The sequence below is a fragment of the Streptomyces sp. NBC_00690 genome (assembly GCF_036226685.1).
In the GTDB taxonomy this organism is placed as follows: Bacteria; Actinomycetota; Actinomycetes; order Streptomycetales; family Streptomycetaceae; genus Streptomyces.
The window spans coordinates 5,127,214-5,144,850 of sequence record NZ_CP109009.1; the positions used below are offsets into that span (position 1 = coordinate 5,127,214).

Sequence of the window (17,637 nt, forward strand, 5' to 3'; positions counted from 1 at the left end):
GTTTCATCAGGGGTGCCCTTCCGCGGACGGGCGCCCCTGATGCATGTGGCGCTCGCACCGCGACCGGGTGACGGTTGACGTACTTAGTGATTGGTCACTAACTTACTTGCATGGTCAGGATGAGTGCACAGGAGCGACGCGAGAGTGTCATCCGCGCGGCGATCAGCGAGTTCGCGATGGGCGGCTATGCCGGCACCTCGACCGAGGCCATCGCCAAACGGGTCGGCGTCTCGCAGCCGTATCTCTTCCGCCTCTTCAAGAACAAGCGGGAGTTGTTCCTCGCGGCGAGTGTGCGCTGCCTCGAAGAGACCGTCACGGCGTTCTCGGACGCCCTGGCCGAGCAGCCCGAGGCCCCGCCGAAGGACGTGATGGCCGGGGCGTATCTGCGGCTTCTCGACGATCATGAGCGGCTGCTGATGCAGATGCAGACGTATGTCGCCGTGGCCTCGGCCGAAGCGGTCGGCGATCATGAGTTCGGCGAGTTGATCCGCGCCGAGTGGGCCGAGATCTGGGACCGGGCGTCCCTCGCGTTCGGGGGGGACCTCAAGGCCACCACGGAATTTATGAGCGCCGGCATGCTGATCAACACCCTGGCGACCCTGGGATTCCCCGGGGAGCACCGGGTGTGGGCCGGATTCGGCGGCGAGTTCCCGCCGGTGGCGCCCGATGACCGTGAACCGGGTCCGGCAGCGGACGGTCCACGACCGGGCGGGAGTGCGGAGTCGACAGCCGCTCCGGCGCCCGAGGCGTCTGATGCCCCTGAGGTGTCCGTGGTGTCTGAGGTATCCGAGGCGGGGTGACTCGCCCCGGACGTCGTTCCCGCTGTTCGCGGGCCGCGCGATGGTGACGGAACGTGACTGTCGACCGTTTGGCCCGACGGGCTGATGCCCATGTCGATCTGACCTTCTGACCTTCTGGCCCCCGTCCTCCCCTGAGTGGGGGTGACGGGCCGTCTCCCCGTCTTCTTGCTGAGCCGGGGAGCTTTCTGTCCATAAAAGTTAGTGATCAATTACTAATCAAATGGGGGAGCAGTGACCCAGCCACCATCAGCACGTCGAGGCGGCACCGCCTGGGCCATCGTCATCACGAGCGCCGCAGGCTTCATGGCCGCTCTGGACAATCTCGTCGTCACCACCGCACTACCCGCCATCCGCGATGACCTCGGCGGGGCGCTGGCGGACCTGGAATGGACGGTCAGCGCCTACACCTTGACCTTTGCCGTGCTGCTGCTGTTCGGTGCCGCACTCGGCGATCGCTTCGGCCGTCGCCGGCTCTTCACCATCGGATTGTCGATCTTCACCGCCGCTTCCGCCGGTGCTGCGCTCGCCCCCAGCATCGAATCCCTGATCGCAGCCCGTGCGGTGCAGGGGGTCGGCGCCGCGATCATGATGCCGCTGGCCCTCACCCTGCTGACGGTCGCCGTTCCGCCCGCGCGCCGGGGCGCGGCCCTGGGCATCCTTGGCGCGGTGACCGGAGTGGCGGTGGCCAGCGGCCCCCTCATCGGCGGCAGTCTCACCGAACACATCTCGTGGCAGTGGATCTTCTGGCTCAATGTGCCGATCGGTCTGGTCCTGCTCCCCCTCGCCCGGATGCGGCTGGAGGAGTCCCACGCACCGAACCCCCGGCTCGACGTCCCCGGCACCCTGTTGGTGAGCGGTGGCCTGTTCGGAGTTGTCTACGCCCTGGTCAACGGGCATGTGGACGGCTGGACCAGCGTCGGTGTGGTCACCAGCGCGACTGTGGGCGTCGCACTGCTCCTGGCGTTCGTCCGCCACGGCACGGTCAGCCGGCATTCCATGCTGCCCATGCGGCTGTTCCGCGACCGGACCTTCGCCGGCATCAACGCCGCGAGCATGCTGATGTACCTGGGCATGTTCGGATCGATCTTCCTCCTCAGCCAGTTCATGCAGAGCGTCCTCGGGTACTCGCCCACCGAGGCCGGGCTGCGGATGCTGCCGTGGACCGGAATGCCGCTCCTCGTCTCCCCACTAGCCGGATACCTCTCCGACCGGATCGGCGGCCGGCCGATCATCATCGCGAGCCTCACCCTCCAGGCGATCGGCCTCGGACTCTTCGCACTGGTCCTGGAGCCGGGGATGTCCTACGCGGCGATGTTGCCGGCGCAGATCGCGGGCGGGTTCGGTATGGCGCTCTTCTTCGCGCCCGCAGCCAGTCTGGTCATGTCCAGCGTGCAACCTGCCGAGCAGGGCATGGCGTCAGGTGCCAACAACGCGCTCCGGGAGGTCGGCGGGGCACTGGGCGTCGCCGCGCTGGCGGCGGTATTCGCCGCCCAAGGGGGCTACAGCACTCCGTGGACGTTCACGGACGGCATAGTGCCGGCCCTGTGGATCGGCGCCGGGGCGGTGGCTGTCGGCGCGATCGCCGCTCTCCTGATGGAGCGACGGGCGAACTCCGACCGGGACGAACTCCCCCCGGTGCGTACTCCTGCCCGTTCGTCGGCAACCGTCTGACGTCGACCTCCGTCGGGCGCCCGTCTTCGGGCAAGCGGTCGCCGGGCCATGGGTGCCGTGTGGATGTCGGTGCACCGTCGCCTGGACATGAACCTGGTGGACGGGGACACGGCTGCCGGGCTCTGGCCCCCGGCAGCCATGTCCCCGATACCGCGGTGCGGCTCTCCACGGCGAACGTCGAGAGCCGTACCCCGGGGCGGCGCACTCCGGGCCCGTACCCTTGTCCCGTGCAGGAACTCCACGATGCCCCCCTCGCCCCCCTGACCACCTTCCGGCTCGGCGGCCCCGCCACCCGGCTCCTGACGGCCACCACGGACGACGAGGTGATCGCGGCCGTGAGGGAAGCGGACACCACCGGCACCCCGCTGCTGATCATCGGCGGCGGGAGCAATCTGGTCATCGGCGACAAGGGGTTCGAGGGAACGGCCCTGCGCATCGCCACCCGGGGGTGCCGGGTGAACGGCCCCGAACTGGAACTGGCCGCGGGCGAGATCTGGACGGACGCCGTGGCCCTCTCCGTGGCCGAGGGGCTGGCGGGCATCGAATGCCTGGCCGGGATTCCCGGTTCGGCCGGAGCCACCCCGATCCAGAACGTCGGAGCGTACGGCCAGGAAGTCTCCTCGACCATCACCGAGGTCGTCGCCTACGACCGCCACGAGGACCGGACGGTCACCCTCGCCAACGCCGAGTGCGACTTCTCCTACCGGCACAGCCGCTTCAAGAAACACCCCGACCGCTATGTCGTCCTGAGGGTCCGCTTCCGGCTGGAAGAGGCCGATGGGCTCTCCGCACCCATTCGGTATGCGGAGACCGCCCGACTCCTCGGTGTGGAGCCGGGCGACCGGGCCGATCTCGCCGAGGTGCGCCGCGCCGTGCTGAGACTGCGTGCGGGCAAGGGCATGGTCCTCGACCCCGAGGACCACGACACCTGGTCCGCCGGGTCCTTCTTCACCAACCCGATCCTGAGTGCCGCGCAGTACACGACCTTCCTCGACCGAGTTCGGGAACGCCTCGGCGACGAGATCGCCCCGCCCGCCTACCCCGCGGGGGAGGGGCGCACCAAGACCTCAGCGGCCTGGCTGATCGACCGAGCCGGTTTCACCAAGGGGTACGGCAGCGGACCGGCCCGTATCTCGACCAAGCACACCCTCGCGCTCACCAACAGGGGGGCGGCGACCACGGACGATCTGCTCGCCCTCGCCCGGGAGGTCGTCGCGGGCGTCGAGGACGCCTTCGGGATCACCCTGGTCAACGAGCCGGTGACCATCGGCGTGAGCCTCGGATCCGACTAGCTAGGGGCTGCATCCGTTCCGGGCGGAGGTTCGGGCCGGCGCGACCGTCGGGGCGGTACGCCTAGTAGGCGACTCCCACGGCCTGCCCCACCGTCTCTCTCCGGGCCACCTGCGCGAGCATCGCATGGGCCACGTCCGCCCGTGCGATGGTCCGGGCGGCGCGGGGGTTGCCCCCGATCGCCGTGCGGTAGACACCGGTCAGCGGCTTGTTCAGGAGCCGGGGCGGGCGTACGGCGGTCCAGTCGGTATCGCTGTTGGCCAGCGCCGCTTCCATGGCGCGCAGATCCCGGTACAGGTCCTTGAACACGGTGGAGACCACGCTCATGGATACCCGGTCGAGCAGGCTCTCCCCCTGAGGGGATCCGCCGAGCGGTGTCGCGCTCACCACGACCAGCCGACGGGTGCCCTCCGCCTCCATGGCGGTCAGCACCGCGCGCGTCAGGGTCGTGGCGATCCCTGCGTCAGCCCGGGTGCGGGCGCCCAGGCCCGAGAGCACGGCGTCCCGGCCCGCCACGGCCGGTCGCAGGGTCTCCGGCTTCGCCAGGTCGGCCTCGAACACCGTGAGGCCGGGGCTCGTGACGGTGTAGCGCGACGGATCGCGGACGACTGCCGTCACCTCATGGCCGGCGGCCAGTGCCTGGGTGACGATTTCCCGACCGACTCCGCCGGTCGCTCCGAAAACGGTGTACCTCATCGGTCGCGCCTCCAAGGGGGTAAGTGTTCACTCACCCCTAGGGTGGGTAAGTACTCACTCACCCGTCAAGTCCAGAGATCGATTTCCGTCAGAGGACACCAAGAAGACCATGCAGAAACCGGCACGTACCCGCATCCTCGACGCCGCGTACGACCTCATGCTCAGCCTGGGGCTGGCCCGCACCACCACGAAGGAGATCGCCAGGGCCGCGGCCTGCTCGGAGGCCGCGCTCTACAAGAGCTTCGCCAGCAAGGAGGAACTGTTCATCGCGGTCCTCGACGAGCGGCTGCCGAAGCTGGGTCCGCTGCTGAGCGATCTCACCGCAAGCCCAGGCGCCGGAAGCATCGAAGGCAATCTCGTCGAAGTGGTCCGACAGGCCGCCCGGTTCTACGCCCAGACCCTCCCGATCGCTGCGTCGCTGTACGCCGACCCCCGACTCAAGGCCCGACACGAAGCCGCACTGCGCGCCCTGGGCACCGGGCCGCACAAGCCCATCCACGGCCTCGACCGGTATCTGCGGGCCGAGCAGGAGGTGGGCCGCATCGCAGCGGACGCCGACACCTACGCCGCCGCTTCACTGCTGCTCGGCGCCTGCGCCCACCGGGCCTTCGCCTACGACAGCGCGGAGGGCGGAGTCGCCCCGCCCCCGCTCGACGCGTTCGCCGCCGATCTCGCCCGCACCCTGCTGGGCGGTATCCGCGCGCCTGAGTGACGAGCCGTCGGTCAGTCGGTCAGCCAGTCGTCGATCCCGGCCAGCAGCTTCCCCTGTACGTCCGCGGGCGCCGCCGACCCCCGCACCGACTGCCGGGCCAGCTCCGCCAGCTCCTCGTCCGTGAACGCATGGTGCTTGCGCGCGAAGTCGTACTGGGCGGCCAGCCGGGAACCGAACAGCAGCGGGTCGTCTGCCCCGAGCGCCATCGGCACACCGGCGTCGTACAACGTCCGCAGCGGCACGTCCTCAGGCTTCTCGTACACGCCCAGGGCCACATTCGACGAGGGGCAGACCTCGCAGGTCACACCGCGATCGGCGAGCTGCCGCAGCAGCCGGGGATCCTCCGCCGCCCGCACTCCGTGACCGACCCGGGCCGCATGGAGGTCGTCCAGACAGTCCCGCACCGACGACGGGCCGCTCAGCTCCCCGCCGTGCGGCGCGGCCAACAGACCGCCCGTCCTGGCGATGGCGAACGCACGGTCGAAGTCCCTGGCCATGCCCCGGCGCTCGTCATTGGACAACCCGAACCCGACGATGCCCTGGTCGGCGTACCGCACGGCGAGACGAGCGAGCGTACGGGCCTCCAACGGGTGCTTCATACGGTTCGCTGCGACCAGCACCCGCATCCCCAGCCCGGTCGCACGCGCCGCACGGTCCACCGCGTCCAAAATGATCTCCAGGGCGGGGATCAACCCGCCGAGAAGGGGTGCGTACGACGTCGGATCGACCTGTATTTCCAGCCAACCGGAACCATCCCTGACATCTTCCTCGGCGGCCTCCCGCACCAGTCGCTGAATGTCTTCGGGACTCCGTAGACACGAGCGTGCGATGTCGTAGAGGCGCTGGAAGCGGAACCAGCCGCGCTCATCCGTGGCGCGCAGCTTCGGAGGCTCGCCCCCGGTCAGGGCGTCAGGCAGGTGGACGCCGTACTTATCAGCCAGTTCGAGCATGGTGGAGGGCCGCATCGAGCCGGTGAAGTGCAGATGGAGATGGGCTTTGGGGAGCCGGCTGACGTCACGTACATGGTCCATTCCAGGATCTTGCCGCACCGCCACGCCGAGAGGTAACCGGATTCCCTGATCGGGTCCTTGCCCGAACGAAGAATCGGCTCCTGCCCACGAGCGTCGCCCGTGAACAGGAGCCGATCCAAAGAGACCCGTGGCCTGAACCGTCAGTCGGTGGCCTCGGCCAGCAGCTTCTGGATGCGCGAGACGCCCTCGGCGAGATCCTCGTCACCCAGTGCGTAGGAAAGGCGCAGATAGCCGGGGGTGCCGAAGGCTTCGCCCGGGACCACCGCGACCTCGACCTCATCCAGGATCAACGCGGCCAGCTCCACCGAGGACTGCGGGCGCTTGCCGCGGATCTCCTTGCCGAGCAGGGCCTTCACCGAGGGATAGACGTAGAAGGCGCCCTCGGGCTCGGGGCAGACGACGCCGTCGATCTCATTGAGCATCCGGACGATGGTCTGTCGGCGGCGGTCGAACGCCTCCCGCATCTCGGCGACCGCGTCCAGGTTCCCGGACACGGCGGCCAGGGCGGCGGCCTGTGCCACGTTGGAGACGTTCGACGTGGCGTGCGACTGGAGGTTGGTCGCAGCCTTCACCACGTCCTTGGGGCCCACGACCCACCCCACGCGCCAGCCGGTCATGGCGTACGTCTTGGCGACGCCGTTGACGACGATGCACTTGTCGCGCAGCTCGGGCACCACCGCGGGCAGCGAGGTGAAGGCCGCGTCCCCGTACACCAGGTGCTCGTAGATCTCGTCCGTGAGGACCCACAGTCCGTGCTCGACGGCCCAACGCCCGATCGCCTCGGTGTCCTCCCGGCTGTAGACGGCGCCGGTCGGGTTGGACGGGGAGACGAAGAGGACCACCTTCGTGCGCTCGGTGCGCGCGGCCTCCAACTGCTCGATCGAGACCCGGTAGCCGGTGGTCTCGTCGGCGACGACGTCCACCGGCACACCGCCGGCGAGCCGGATCGACTCGGGGTAGGTGGTCCAGTAAGGAGCGGGCACGATGACCTCGTCACCCGGGTCCAGGATCGCGGCGAATGCCTCGTAGATCGCCTGCTTCCCGCCGTTGGTCACCAGGATCTGCGCCGGGTCGACCTCATAGCCGGAGTCCCGCAGGGTCTTCTCGGCGATGGCCTTCTTCAGCTCCGGCAGACCGCCCGCCGGGGTGTAGCGGTGGAACTTCGGGTTTCGGCAGCCTTCGATCGCGGCCTCGACGATGTAGTCGGGCGTCGGGAAGTCGGGCTCACCGGCACCGAAGCCGATCACCGGACGTCCGGCGGCCTTGAGGGCCTTCGCCTTGGCGTCGACGGCGAGGGTCGCGGACTCGGAGATCGCGGCGATGCGCGCGGAGACCCGGCGCTCGGTGGGAGAGGTTGCAGCGCTCATACGATCCATCGTCCCAGACGGCAATCATGCCCGGCACAAGTGTTTCGCCCCGCGGACATCGAGCGCTCCCCAGGTCGGCAGCCGCTCGACCCGCTGGGAGCGCACCGGGTCGGTGCGGAGTCGGTGCCAGGCCGGTACAAGAGGGACGCAAGAAGCGCTGGGGGGCTATCTGTTCGACGTCGGGCCGACGACCACGTACACTCACTCGTCGTTGGCCCGCACCGACCACATCCTTGGATACGGTAGGTTGGGGAAGCCACAAAGGGTCGTAGCTCAATTGGTAGAGCACTGGTCTCCAAAACCAGCGGTTGGGGGTTCAAGTCCCTCCGGCCCTGCTACACAAGCCTTCCGCAGGCTGTGTGCGCATGTACGTGCAGTAGATGAACCGCCGTGCGGCTCCACCGGGTGCGGCACGGCCACGACCCGGAATCAGGTGAAAGAAAGTGACGGACGCCGTGGGCTCCATCGACACGCCTGATGCCGAGGACGAAGCGCCTCAGAAGAAGTCCCGCAAGGGCGGTAAGCGCGGAAAGAAGGGCCCTCTGGGCCGTCTCGCGCTCTTCTACCGGCAGATCGTCGCCGAGCTGCGCAAGGTCGTCTGGCCTACGCGCAATCAGCTGACGACATACACCACAGTGGTGATTGTCTTCGTTGTCATCATGATCGGTCTGGTGACCGTGATGGACTATGGATTCCAGGAAGCCGTCAAGTACGTCTTCGGCTGATCCCACGGAGGGCGTCGGCATGGCGGCAGCCTTTCGTACGTTCCACCCATCTGTATCCAGAAAGAAGCAGCCACCGTGTCTGACCCGAACCTGAACGAGGCCGTCGAGCCGGGCGAGAGCTTCGAATCCGCCGAGTCCTCAGAGGACGAGCTCGACATCGTTGAGGCGGCCGACGAGGACCAGGCCGAGGCTGCAGACGCAGCGGCCGGTGAGCCGGCCGAAGAGGCTGCTGTGCACACTGACTCCGAAGAGGCTGCGGACGCCGACGAGGCCGACGCTGATGCCGACGACGACGTTGAAGCCGACGGCGCCATTGATGCTGAAGACGCCGCGAGTGTCGAGGCCGAGCCCGAGGCTCCGGTCGACCCGATCGCCGCACTCCGCGAGGAACTGCGTCTGCTCCCCGGCGAGTGGTACGTCATCCACACCTACGCGGGCTACGAGAAGCGTGTGAAGGCGAACCTGGAGCAGCGTGCCGTCTCGCTGAACGTCGAGGAGTTCATCTACCAGGCCGAAGTGCCCGAGGAAGAGATCGTCCAGATCAAGAACGGCGAGCGCAAGAACGTCCGCCAGAACAAGCTTCCCGGTTACGTCCTGGTCCGCATGGACCTCACCAACGAGTCCTGGGGCGTCGTCCGCAACACCCCCGGAGTCACCGGCTTCGTGGGCAACGCCTATGACCCGTACCCGCTGACGCTGGACGAGATCGTCAAGATGCTCGCTCCCGAGGCGGAGGAGAAGGCGGCGCGCGAGGCTGCCGAGGCCGAGGGCAAGGCCGCTCCTTCCCGTCGGGTCGAGGTTCAGGTGCTGGACTTCGAGGTCGGCGACTCGGTCACCGTCACCGACGGTCCGTTCGCCACGCTCCAGGCGACCATCAACGAGATCAACGCTGACTCGAAGAAGGTCAAGGGCCTGGTCGAGATCTTCGGCCGTGAGACGCCGGTCGAGCTGAGTTTCGACCAGATCCAGAAGAACTAGCCGTACGCCGCTCACTGCGTACGCAACAGCTTCCGACCAGGTCAGAACAGCCCTCGCGGCCGTTCTGACCTGTCGGTTTTTATCCGCGCACCTATACCCGTTATCGTTGTGCGGTATGCCTCCATCCGGATGATCGGGTGGAGTGCTGGAAACTCTCACTAGGACCCGGAGAGAGCAATGCCTCCCAAGAAGAAGAAGGTCACGGGGCTTATCAAGCTCCAGATCCAGGCCGGCGCGGCCAACCCGGCTCCGCCGGTCGGCCCCGCCCTGGGTCAGCACGGCGTCAACATCATGGAGTTCTGCAAGGCCTACAACGCCGCGACCGAGTCGCAGCGTGGCATGGTCGTGCCGGTGGAGATCACGGTCTACGACGACCGTTCCTTCACCTTCGTGACCAAGACTCCGCCGGCCGCCAAGCTGATCCTCAAGGCCGCGGGTGTGGACAAGGGCTCCGGCGAGCCGCACAAGACCAAGGTCGCCAAGCTGACGCGCGCCCAGGTCCGTGACATCGCCACCACCAAGATGCCCGACCTGAACGCCAACGACCTGGACGCCGCCGAGAAGATCATCGCCGGCACCGCCCGTTCCATGGGCATCACGGTCGAGGGCTGACAGTCCCCGTCTGACCTCCGTGGTAGGGCCAGCGCTGGTCCGCACCACAACTCCATACCTGAAATACAGGAGCTGAAGTGAAGCGCAGCAAGTCTCTCCGCGCTGCGGACGCCAAGATCAGCCGGGAGCGCGTGTACGCCCCGCTTGAGGCCGTCCGTCTGGCCAAGGACACCACGTCCATCAAGTTCGACGCGACCGTCGAGGTCGCCATGCGTCTGGGTGTCGACCCGCGCAAGGCGGACCAGATGGTCCGTGGCACCGTGAACCTTCCGCACGGCACCGGCAAGACCGCCCGGGTCCTGGTCTTCGCGACCGGTGACCGTGCCGAGGCCGCGCGTGCCGCGGGCGCCGACATCGTCGGCGCCGACGAACTGATCGACGAGGTGGCGAAGGGCCGTCTGGACTTCGACGCCGTCGTCGCCACCCCGGACCTCATGGGCAAGGTCGGTCGTCTCGGCCGCGTGCTCGGTCCGCGTGGTCTGATGCCGAACCCGAAGACCGGCACCGTCACCCCCGATGTCGTCAAGGCCGTGACGGACATCAAGGGCGGCAAGATCGAGTTCCGCGTCGACAAGCACTCGAACCTCCACTTCATCATCGGCAAGGTTTCCTTCGACGAGACGAAGCTGGTCGAGAACTACGCCGCGGCGCTGGAGGAGATCCTCCGTCTGAAGCCGTCCGCTGCGAAGGGCCGCTACATCAAGAAGGCGACCCTGGCCACCACGATGGGCCCCGGCATCCCGCTGGACGCCAACCGCACCCGCAACCTCCTCGTCGAGGAGGACCCGGCCGCTGTGTGATCCACACAGCAGTCGCGGGTTTCCGTACAACGAAAGCCGGTCCCCAAGCCTCTTACGAGGTGAGGGGGCCGGTTTTTCTGTTGCGCCGGTGTCATAGGCGTCGGATACCGTTCAAACGTTCGTAAAGAGATCTTCAAGGGGTGGGGCATGAGCAGGACCGCATGGAAGCGCGCGGGCATGTCGCTGACGGCGGTCGCCGTCATCGCCGGTGTGGCCGGTTGTGGCAGTGAGTCGGGCACGAAGGAGCGTTCCGTTGGGCAGGTCCTCACGGCCGCGCACAAGAAGACCGCCGATGCGAAGTCGGCGAAGGTCGACATCAGTATGAAGGGCTCCGACGGCACGGCCGGTGGCGAGAAGCTCGACATGCAGATGTCCGGCGTCGTCGGCTGGGACCCCGTGCTGATGGACATGACCGTGACCGGCATGGAAGACATCGCCGATGCGCCCGGGAAGTCGCGCATGGTCATGGTCGACAACGTCGTCTACGTGGACATGGGCGCCAAGTCCGCCAAGGAGATGGACGGCAAGCGCTGGATGAAGATGGACTTCGGGGCGATCGCCGAGATGTCGGGCGACCCCGAGCTGCAGAAGCAGATGACCGGGGGCATGGAGGACATGAACCAGGACCCGGCTCAGCAGCTCGCGCTCCTGCTGGACTCGCCGAATGTGAAGAAGGTCGGCGAGGAGAAGATCGACGGTGTCCAGACCCAGCACTACAAGGGCACGCTGACCTTCGAAGAGATGATGAAGTCGAAGCTCGACCTTCTGGAGAAGAAGGAGCGCGACGACCTGCTGGCGAAGATGAAGAAGTCCAAGATGAAGGGCTTCGAGACCGAGGTCTGGGTCAACAAGGACGACTATCCGGTCCGGATGAACGTGACCATGAACTTCCCCGAGGGCAAGGGCAAGCTCGTCACCAGCGCCGACTACTCCGACTACGGCACCAAGGCGTCGGTGAAGGCTCCGCCGGCCAGTGAGACCGCGGACCTGATGGAGCTCTTCAAGGAGCTCGGGGACCTCAGCAAGGAGATGAAGGGGCTGGAGAAGCTCGACGAGGGTTCCACCCAGAGCTAGCCCCGAGTCTGAGGGCGCTTGTCGGGCATCCTGACGGGTTCTGAAGGTCGCGCCCGGCGGAAGCAGAATCCCGGGAGCCCGAGGACGGGCGGTGCGGTGACTTCCGGGGCGACCGGATCCAGCACGGCTCACCGTCGTCGTGAGGTCGTGAGGTCGTGAGGTCGTGAGCGCTGGGGCGCGGGCTCGTGGCAGCCCGCTGGCGGGCCTGTGCACGTTGCTCCGCTCATCGGCCCCATCGGCCGGCTCCGGTGTTCTCAGTGGGGCTGGTGGTGCCCCTGGGGCGTGCTTGCTGCCGCGCCGGCATGGAGAGCTTCGGTGGAGGGCACGGTCATGTGCGATGGCCGAGAATCGCCGTCCGGCGGAGCGGGTGGGTTCCCGGCGGTGGCACAGGGCCCGATCGACGCCCGCGCCATGGCTTCCTCGGTTGGGCACACCCACCCTGACCAGGCCGTACAGGGCGATTTGCTTCTAACGGAACCGCTCACGTAGTCTTCCCCAGAAGCCAAAGACCGCTGGTCGTTGCCGCTTGCTCTTCTGAGAGTGCGGCGACCGAAGGAATCCGCTAGCTGCGGACGGCCTGCGCAGGTGACACAGTGTCAAGCTCCCGAGTTCCATTCGGTCGAGCTCAGCCCCGTGCGCCTGCGCCGGGGCGTTTCGTTTTGCACAGTTTCCTCCTTCGGGTCCGCGCGGTCCTCATCACCCGGAAGGAGGCCGATGCTCATGGCAAGGCCCGACAAGGCTGCCGCGGTAGCCGAGCTGGCGGACCAGTTCCGCAGCTCGAACGCCGCCGTGCTGACCGAGTACCGGGGTCTCACCGTGGCACAGCTCAAGCAGCTGCGCCGCTCACTCGGTGAGAACGCCCAGTACGCCGTGGTGAAGAACACGCTGACCAAGATTGCGGCCAACGAGGCCGGGATCAACACGCTCGACGACCTGTTCAACGGTCCGACGGCGGTTGCCTTCGTCACCGGTGACCCGGTGGAGTCGGCGAAGGGTCTTCGTGACTTCGCCAAGGACAACCCCAACCTGATCATCAAGGGCGGTGTCCTTGATGGCAAGGCGATGTCCGCCGATGAGATCAAGAAGCTTGCGGACCTCGAGTCCCGCGAGGTTCTGCTCGCCAAGCTGGCGGGCGCCATGAAGGGCAAGCAGTCCCAGGCTGCCGCGCTCTTCCAGGCGCTTCCCTCGAAGTTCGTCCGCACCGCGGAGGCGCTTCGTGCCAAGCAGGCCGAGCAGGGCGGTGCCGAGTAATTCGGCTCGCGCATTGATCAGCTCTGTTCCCATGCGCTGATCGCAGCGGGCCGAACGCCCGCCGTCATATACATCCGGCACACGCCGATTTAGTGAAGGGATCGCCCATCATGGCGAAGCTCAGCCAGGACGACCTGCTTGCCCAGTTCGAGGACATGACCCTCCTTGAGCTCGCCGGCTTCGTGAAGGCGTTCGAGGACAAGTTCGACGTCACCGCCGCTGCCCCGGTCGCCGTTGCCGCCGCCGGTGGCGCTGCTGCCGCCGCCGAGGCCGTCGAGGAGCAGGACGAGTTCGACGTCATCCTCACCGGTGCCGGCGAGAAGAAGATCCAGGTCATCAAGGTCGTGCGTGAGCTGACCTCCCTGGGTCTGAAGGAGGCCAAGGACCTCGTGGACGGCGCCCCGAAGCCCGTCCTGGAGAAGGTCGCCAAGGAGGCCGCTGAGAAGGCTGCCGAGTCCCTCAAGGGCGCCGGCGCCTCCGTCGAGGTCAAGTGACCCCGAACCACCTCAGCGTCACTCAGTGACTCTGTGAGTTCTGTGCCACGGTGCGAGCAGTTCTGCTGATCCGTCCGTGATGCACGGGTTCCTCCCGGTCCTTCCAGGACCCCGGAGGAACACGAAGGGCTCAGCTAAGGGCGATCACCCAACCGGGTGGTCGCCCTTCGGCGTACCGCGGGGGCTGCGTTGCACTTCTGGCACCGCCGAGTATGGTGATCTTCACCGTGCGCCTCAGGCCCAGGTCAGCCCCTGGTCAGTGACGATCCCAGCAGCCAGCCGGGGGGAGGGGGCCTTGACGAACCGCACGCAGCGCGCAATTCTCAGGACGCGCCGCCACAACGATCCGTATCCGAGGCATGGATCGGCGGCCGAGTGGGCAGTATCGATGTGCGCCGTACGGCGCGAAGTAGCGCGGAGTTGAGAACAACGAGGGTCCTGAATATCCGGACTGGACATCAGTGTGCCAAGTGGCTACACTGACCCTTTGCGCTGCCTGTTAACTGCCCCCTGCCCGTCACCAGGGGCATCCCCTCGCATCAGCACAACGGATTGATCCATCCCTGACCTGGGACTTCCATCTCTGTGCCTCGCTTGGGACCGGTACGCGCGTAGTGAGTCCGAGCCCTCGGAAGGACCCCCTCTTGGCCGCCTCGCGCAACGCCTCGACCGCGAATACGAACAATGGCGCCAGCACTGCCCCGCTGCGCATCTCCTTTGCAAAGATCAAGGAGCCTCTTGAGGTTCCGAACCTTCTCGCGCTCCAGACCGAGAGTTTCGACTGGCTGCTCGGCAACGCCGCCTGGAAGGCTCGGGTCGAGGCTGCTCTTGAGAGTGGACAGGACGTCCCCACCAAGTCCGGTCTGGAAGAGATCTTCGAGGAGATCTCCCCGATCGAGGACTTCAGTGGGTCGATGTCCCTGACCTTCCGGGATCACCGCTTCGAGCCTCCCAAGAACTCGATCGACGAGTGCAAGGAGCGCGACTTCACCTTTGCCGCGCCGCTCTTCGTCACCGCCGAGTTCACCAACAACGAGACCGGCGAGATCAAGTCCCAGACGGTCTTCATGGGCGACTTCCCGCTCATGACGGGCAAGGGCACCTTCGTCATCAACGGCACCGAGCGTGTCGTGGTGTCCCAGCTGGTGCGCTCGCCGGGTGTCTACTTCGACTCCTCCATCGACAAGACGTCCGACAAGGACATCTTCACCGCCAAGATCATCCCGTCCCGGGGTGCCTGGCTGGAGATGGAGATCGACAAGCGCGACATGGTCGGTGTCCGCATCGACCGCAAGCGCAAGCAGTCCGTGACCGTCCTCCTCAAGGCTCTCGGTTGGACGACCGAGCAGATCCTCCAGGAGTTCGGCGAGTACGAGTCGATGCGCGCCACCCTGGAGAAGGACCACACTCAGGGCCAGGACGACGCACTGCTCGACATCTACCGCAAGCTCCGTCCGGGCGAGCCGCCGACCCGTGAGGCTGCCCAGACGCTGCTGGAGAACCTCTACTTCAACCCGAAGCGCTACGACCTGGCCAAGGTCGGCCGTTACAAGGTCAACAAGAAGCTCGGGGCCGACGAGCCGCTGGACGCCGGCGTGCTCACCACCGACGACGTCATCGCGACCATCAAGTACCTGGTCAAGCTGCACGCCGGTGAGACCGAGACGGTCGGCGAGTCCGGCACGCAGATCGTCGTCGAGACTGACGACATCGACCACTTCGGCAACCGCCGTCTGCGGAACGTCGGCGAGCTGATCCAGAACCAGGTCCGTACGGGCCTGGCGCGTATGGAGCGCGTCGTGCGTGAGCGCATGACGACTCAGGACGTCGAAGCGATCACCCCGCAGACACTGATCAACATCCGGCCTGTCGTCGCCTCCATCAAGGAGTTCTTCGGCACCAGCCAGCTGTCGCAGTTCATGGACCAGAACAACCCGCTCTCGGGTCTCACCCACAAGCGCCGTCTGTCGGCGCTCGGCCCGGGTGGTCTCTCGCGTGAGCGGGCCGGCTTCGAAGTCCGTGACGTGCACCCCTCGCACTACGGCCGCATGTGTCCGATCGAGACGCCCGAAGGCCCGAACATCGGTCTGATCGGCTCGCTCGCCTCCTACGGCCGGGTCAACGCGTTCGGTTTCGTCGAGACCCCGTACCGCAAGGTCGTCGACGGCCAGGTCACCGACGACGTCGACTACCTGACCGCTGACGAAGAGGACCGCTTCGTCATCGCCCAGGCGAACGCGACCATCTCCGACGAGATGCGCTTCACCGAGCCCCGCGTACTGGTCCGCCGCCGTGGTGGCGAGGTCGACTACGTGCCGCCGGCCGAGGTCGACTACATGGACGTCTCCCCGCGCCAGATGGTGTCGGTCGCGACGGCCATGATCCCCTTCCTGGAGCACGACGACGCCAACCGTGCCCTCATGGGCGCGAACATGATGCGTCAGGCCGTCCCGCTGATCACGGCTGAGGCGCCGCTGGTCGGAACGGGCATGGAGTACCGCTGTGCGGTCGACGCCGGTGACGTCATCAAGGCGGAGAAGGACGGTGTGGTCCAGGAGGTCTCCGCGGACTACATCACCGTCGCCAACGACGACGGCACCTACACCACCTACCGGGTGGCCAAGTTCTCCCGCTCCAACCAGGGCACCTCGGTCAACCAGAAGGTCATCGTCTCTGAGGGCGACCGGGTCATCGAGGCCCAGGTCCTCGCTGACGGCCCGGCCACCGAGCAGGGCGAGATGGCCCTCGGCAAGAACCTCCTCGTGGCGTTCATGCCATGGGAAGGCCACAACTACGAGGACGCGATCATCCTGTCGCAGCGCCTCGTCCAGGACGACGTCCTCTCCTCGATCCACATCGAGGAGCACGAGGTCGACGCCCGTGACACCAAGCTGGGCCCCGAGGAGATCACCCGGGACATCCCGAACGTCTCCGAAGAGGTCCTCGCCGACCTCGACGAGCGCGGCATCATCCGCATCGGTGCCGAGGTCGTCGCGGGAGACATCCTGGTCGGCAAGGTCACGCCCAAGGGCGAGACCGAGCTGACCCCGGAGGAGCGCCTGCTGCGCGCGATCTTCGGTGAGAAGGCCCGTGAGGTCCGTGACACCTCGCTGAAGGTGCCGCACGGCGAAATCGGCAAGGTCATCGGCGTACGCGTCTTCGACCGCGAGGAGGGCGACGAGCTTCCTCCGGGCGTGAACCAGCTGGTCCGCGTCTATGTCGCCCAGAAGCGCAAGATCACCGATGGTGACAAGCTCGCCGGCCGTCACGGCAACAAGGGCGTCATCTCGAAGATCCTTCCGATCGAGGACATGCCGTTCCTGGAGGACGGCACCCCGGTCGACATCATCCTCAACCCCCTCGGTGTGCCGTCCCGAATGAACCCGGGACAGGTCCTCGAAATCCACCTCGGCTGGCTCGCCAGCCAGGGCTGGAAGGTCGAGGGCAACGAGGAGTGGATGGAGCGGCTCAAGGCGATCGGCGCCGACGACGTCGCTGCCGGCACCAACGTCGCGACTCCGGTCTTCGACGGTGCCCGGGAAGACGAGATCTCCGGTCTCTTCGAGTCCACGATCCCCAACCGCGACGGTGACCGCATGGTCCTCCCGTCCGGTAAGGCGAGGATGTTCGACGGCCGCTCCGGCGAGCCGTTCCCGGACCCGATCTCGGTCGGCTACATGTACATCCTCAAGCTCCACCACCTGGTCGACGACAAGCTTCACGCCCGGTCGACCGGCCCGTACTCCATGATCACCCAGCAGCCGCTGGGCGGTAAGGCCCAGTTCGGTGGCCAGCGGTTCGGAGAGATGGAGGTGTGGGCGCTGGAGGCTTATGGCGCCGCGTACGCCCTCCAGGAACTGCTGACCATCAAGTCCGACGACGTCACCGGTCGCGTGAAGGTCTACGAGGCCATCGTCAAGGGCGAGAACATCCCCGAGCCCGGCATCCCTGAGTCCTTCAAGGTGCTCATCAAGGAGATGCAGTCCCTGTGCCTCAACGTGGAGGTGCTGTCCTCGGACGGCATGTCCATCGAGATGCGCGACACCGACGAGGACGTCTTCCGCGCTGCGGAAGAGCTCGGCATCGACCTGTCACGGCGCGAGCCCAGCAGCGTCGAAGAGGTCTGACGGGTCCGG

General features: G+C 66.8%; 14 protein-coding genes, 1 tRNA gene and 1 pseudogene. 13 read left to right on the forward strand and 3 right to left on the reverse strand.

From position 1 onward, the window contains the following. Nucleotides 1-110: 110 nt before the first annotated feature. The 3 genes and pseudogenes from OID54_RS22460 to OID54_RS22470 all read left to right on the forward strand — a co-directional run. Nucleotides 111-638: pseudogene (locus OID54_RS22460) on the forward strand (TetR/AcrR family transcriptional regulator); the annotation flags it as partial. A 393-nt stretch (nt 639-1,031) separates the two neighbouring features. Beyond that, nucleotides 1,032-2,471: a DHA2 family efflux MFS transporter permease subunit gene (locus tag OID54_RS22465; RefSeq protein WP_329022124.1), complete on the forward strand. Its 1,440-nt coding sequence runs from the start codon at nt 1,032-1,034 to the stop codon at nt 2,469-2,471. Between the two features lie 227 nt (nt 2,472-2,698). Beyond that, nucleotides 2,699-3,763 carry a UDP-N-acetylmuramate dehydrogenase gene (locus OID54_RS22470; protein WP_329022126.1) on the forward strand — a complete coding sequence of 355 codons (1,065 nt, stop codon included), beginning with the start codon at nt 2,699-2,701 and terminating at the stop codon, nt 3,761-3,763. Nucleotides 3,764-3,824: 61 nt separating this feature from the next. On the opposite strand, the gene OID54_RS22475 is transcribed toward OID54_RS22470, so the two are convergent. Beyond that, nucleotides 3,825-4,457, reverse strand: a complete 633-nt coding sequence (locus OID54_RS22475) for an NAD(P)-dependent oxidoreductase (protein WP_329022129.1) — start codon at nt 4,455-4,457, stop codon at nt 3,825-3,827. A 109-nt stretch (nt 4,458-4,566) separates the two neighbouring features. Here OID54_RS22475 and OID54_RS22480 point away from each other — a divergent pair, with 109 nt between their 5' ends. Further along, nucleotides 4,567-5,169: a TetR/AcrR family transcriptional regulator gene (locus OID54_RS22480; RefSeq protein ID WP_329022131.1), complete on the forward strand. Its 603-nt coding sequence runs from the start codon at nt 4,567-4,569 to the stop codon at nt 5,167-5,169. A gap of 11 nt (nt 5,170-5,180) precedes the next feature. Here OID54_RS22480 and OID54_RS22485 read toward each other — a convergent pair whose 3' ends face one another. Further along, the gene (locus OID54_RS22485; RefSeq protein WP_329022133.1) at nt 5,181-6,200 is read right to left on the reverse strand and encodes an adenosine deaminase; all 1,020 of its coding nucleotides are present in this window, start codon (nt 6,198-6,200) and stop codon (nt 5,181-5,183) included. Between the two features lie 140 nt (nt 6,201-6,340). Then, nucleotides 6,341-7,567, reverse strand: coding sequence for a pyridoxal phosphate-dependent aminotransferase (locus OID54_RS22490; RefSeq protein ID WP_329022135.1), 1,227 nt, complete (start codon nt 7,565-7,567; stop codon nt 6,341-6,343). 262 nt (nt 7,568-7,829) lie between these two features. On the opposite strand from OID54_RS22490, the gene OID54_RS22495 reads away from it, so the two are divergent. The 9 genes from OID54_RS22495 (at nt 7,830) to rpoB (ending at nt 17,628) form a co-directional block, all read left to right on the forward strand. Next, nucleotides 7,830-7,902, forward strand: a tRNA-Trp gene (locus OID54_RS22495). Nucleotides 7,903-8,010: 108 nt separating this feature from the next. Further along, complete coding sequence (gene secE / locus OID54_RS22500; protein WP_329022136.1) at nt 8,011-8,292, forward strand: preprotein translocase subunit SecE; 282 nt, start codon at nt 8,011-8,013, stop codon at nt 8,290-8,292. A gap of 75 nt (nt 8,293-8,367) precedes the next feature. Beyond that, nucleotides 8,368-9,270, forward strand: coding sequence for a transcription termination/antitermination protein NusG (gene nusG, locus OID54_RS22505; RefSeq protein WP_329022138.1), 903 nt, complete (start codon nt 8,368-8,370; stop codon nt 9,268-9,270). Nucleotides 9,271-9,447: 177 nt separating this feature from the next. Next, entirely contained in the window at nt 9,448-9,882 is a 435-nt protein-coding gene (gene rplK, locus OID54_RS22510) for a 50S ribosomal protein L11 (RefSeq protein WP_329022141.1), read from the forward strand. Between the two features lie 77 nt (nt 9,883-9,959). Then, nucleotides 9,960-10,682: a 50S ribosomal protein L1 gene (rplA, locus tag OID54_RS22515; protein WP_329022143.1), complete on the forward strand. Its 723-nt coding sequence runs from the start codon at nt 9,960-9,962 to the stop codon at nt 10,680-10,682. Between the two features lie 147 nt (nt 10,683-10,829). Continuing rightward, nucleotides 10,830-11,756, forward strand: coding sequence for a DUF6612 family protein (locus OID54_RS22520; RefSeq protein ID WP_329022145.1), 927 nt, complete (start codon nt 10,830-10,832; stop codon nt 11,754-11,756). A 720-nt stretch (nt 11,757-12,476) separates the two neighbouring features. Further along, nucleotides 12,477-13,007 (forward strand): 50S ribosomal protein L10, encoded by a 531-nt coding sequence (rplJ, locus tag OID54_RS22525; RefSeq protein ID WP_329022148.1) that lies wholly within the window; start codon nt 12,477-12,479, stop codon nt 13,005-13,007. A gap of 110 nt (nt 13,008-13,117) precedes the next feature. Then, the gene (gene rplL, locus OID54_RS22530) at nt 13,118-13,501 is read left to right on the forward strand and encodes a 50S ribosomal protein L7/L12 (protein ID WP_329022150.1); all 384 of its coding nucleotides are present in this window, start codon (nt 13,118-13,120) and stop codon (nt 13,499-13,501) included. 644 nt (nt 13,502-14,145) lie between these two features. After that, nucleotides 14,146-17,628 (forward strand): DNA-directed RNA polymerase subunit beta, encoded by a 3,483-nt coding sequence (rpoB, locus tag OID54_RS22535; protein WP_329022152.1) that lies wholly within the window; start codon nt 14,146-14,148, stop codon nt 17,626-17,628. The last annotated feature ends 9 nt before the right edge of the window (nt 17,629-17,637 follow it).

Coding starts and splice junctions, on each gene's coding strand:
- OID54_RS22475 (WP_329022129.1), bottom strand. CDS start 4,457: ATGAGGTACACCGTTTTCGGAGCGACCGGCGGAGTCGGTCGGGAAATC.
- OID54_RS22480 (WP_329022131.1), top strand. CDS start 4,567: ATGCAGAAACCGGCACGTACCCGCATCCTCGACGCCGCGTACGACCTC.
- OID54_RS22485 (WP_329022133.1), bottom strand. CDS start 6,200: ATGGACCATGTACGTGACGTCAGCCGGCTCCCCAAAGCCCATCTCCAT.
- OID54_RS22490 (WP_329022135.1), bottom strand. CDS start 7,567: ATGAGCGCTGCAACCTCTCCCACCGAGCGCCGGGTCTCCGCGCGCATC.
- rplK (WP_329022141.1), top strand. CDS start 9,448: ATGCCTCCCAAGAAGAAGAAGGTCACGGGGCTTATCAAGCTCCAGATC.
- OID54_RS22520 (WP_329022145.1), top strand. CDS start 10,830: ATGAGCAGGACCGCATGGAAGCGCGCGGGCATGTCGCTGACGGCGGTC.
- rplJ (WP_329022148.1), top strand. CDS start 12,477: ATGGCAAGGCCCGACAAGGCTGCCGCGGTAGCCGAGCTGGCGGACCAG.
- rplL (WP_329022150.1), top strand. CDS start 13,118: ATGGCGAAGCTCAGCCAGGACGACCTGCTTGCCCAGTTCGAGGACATG.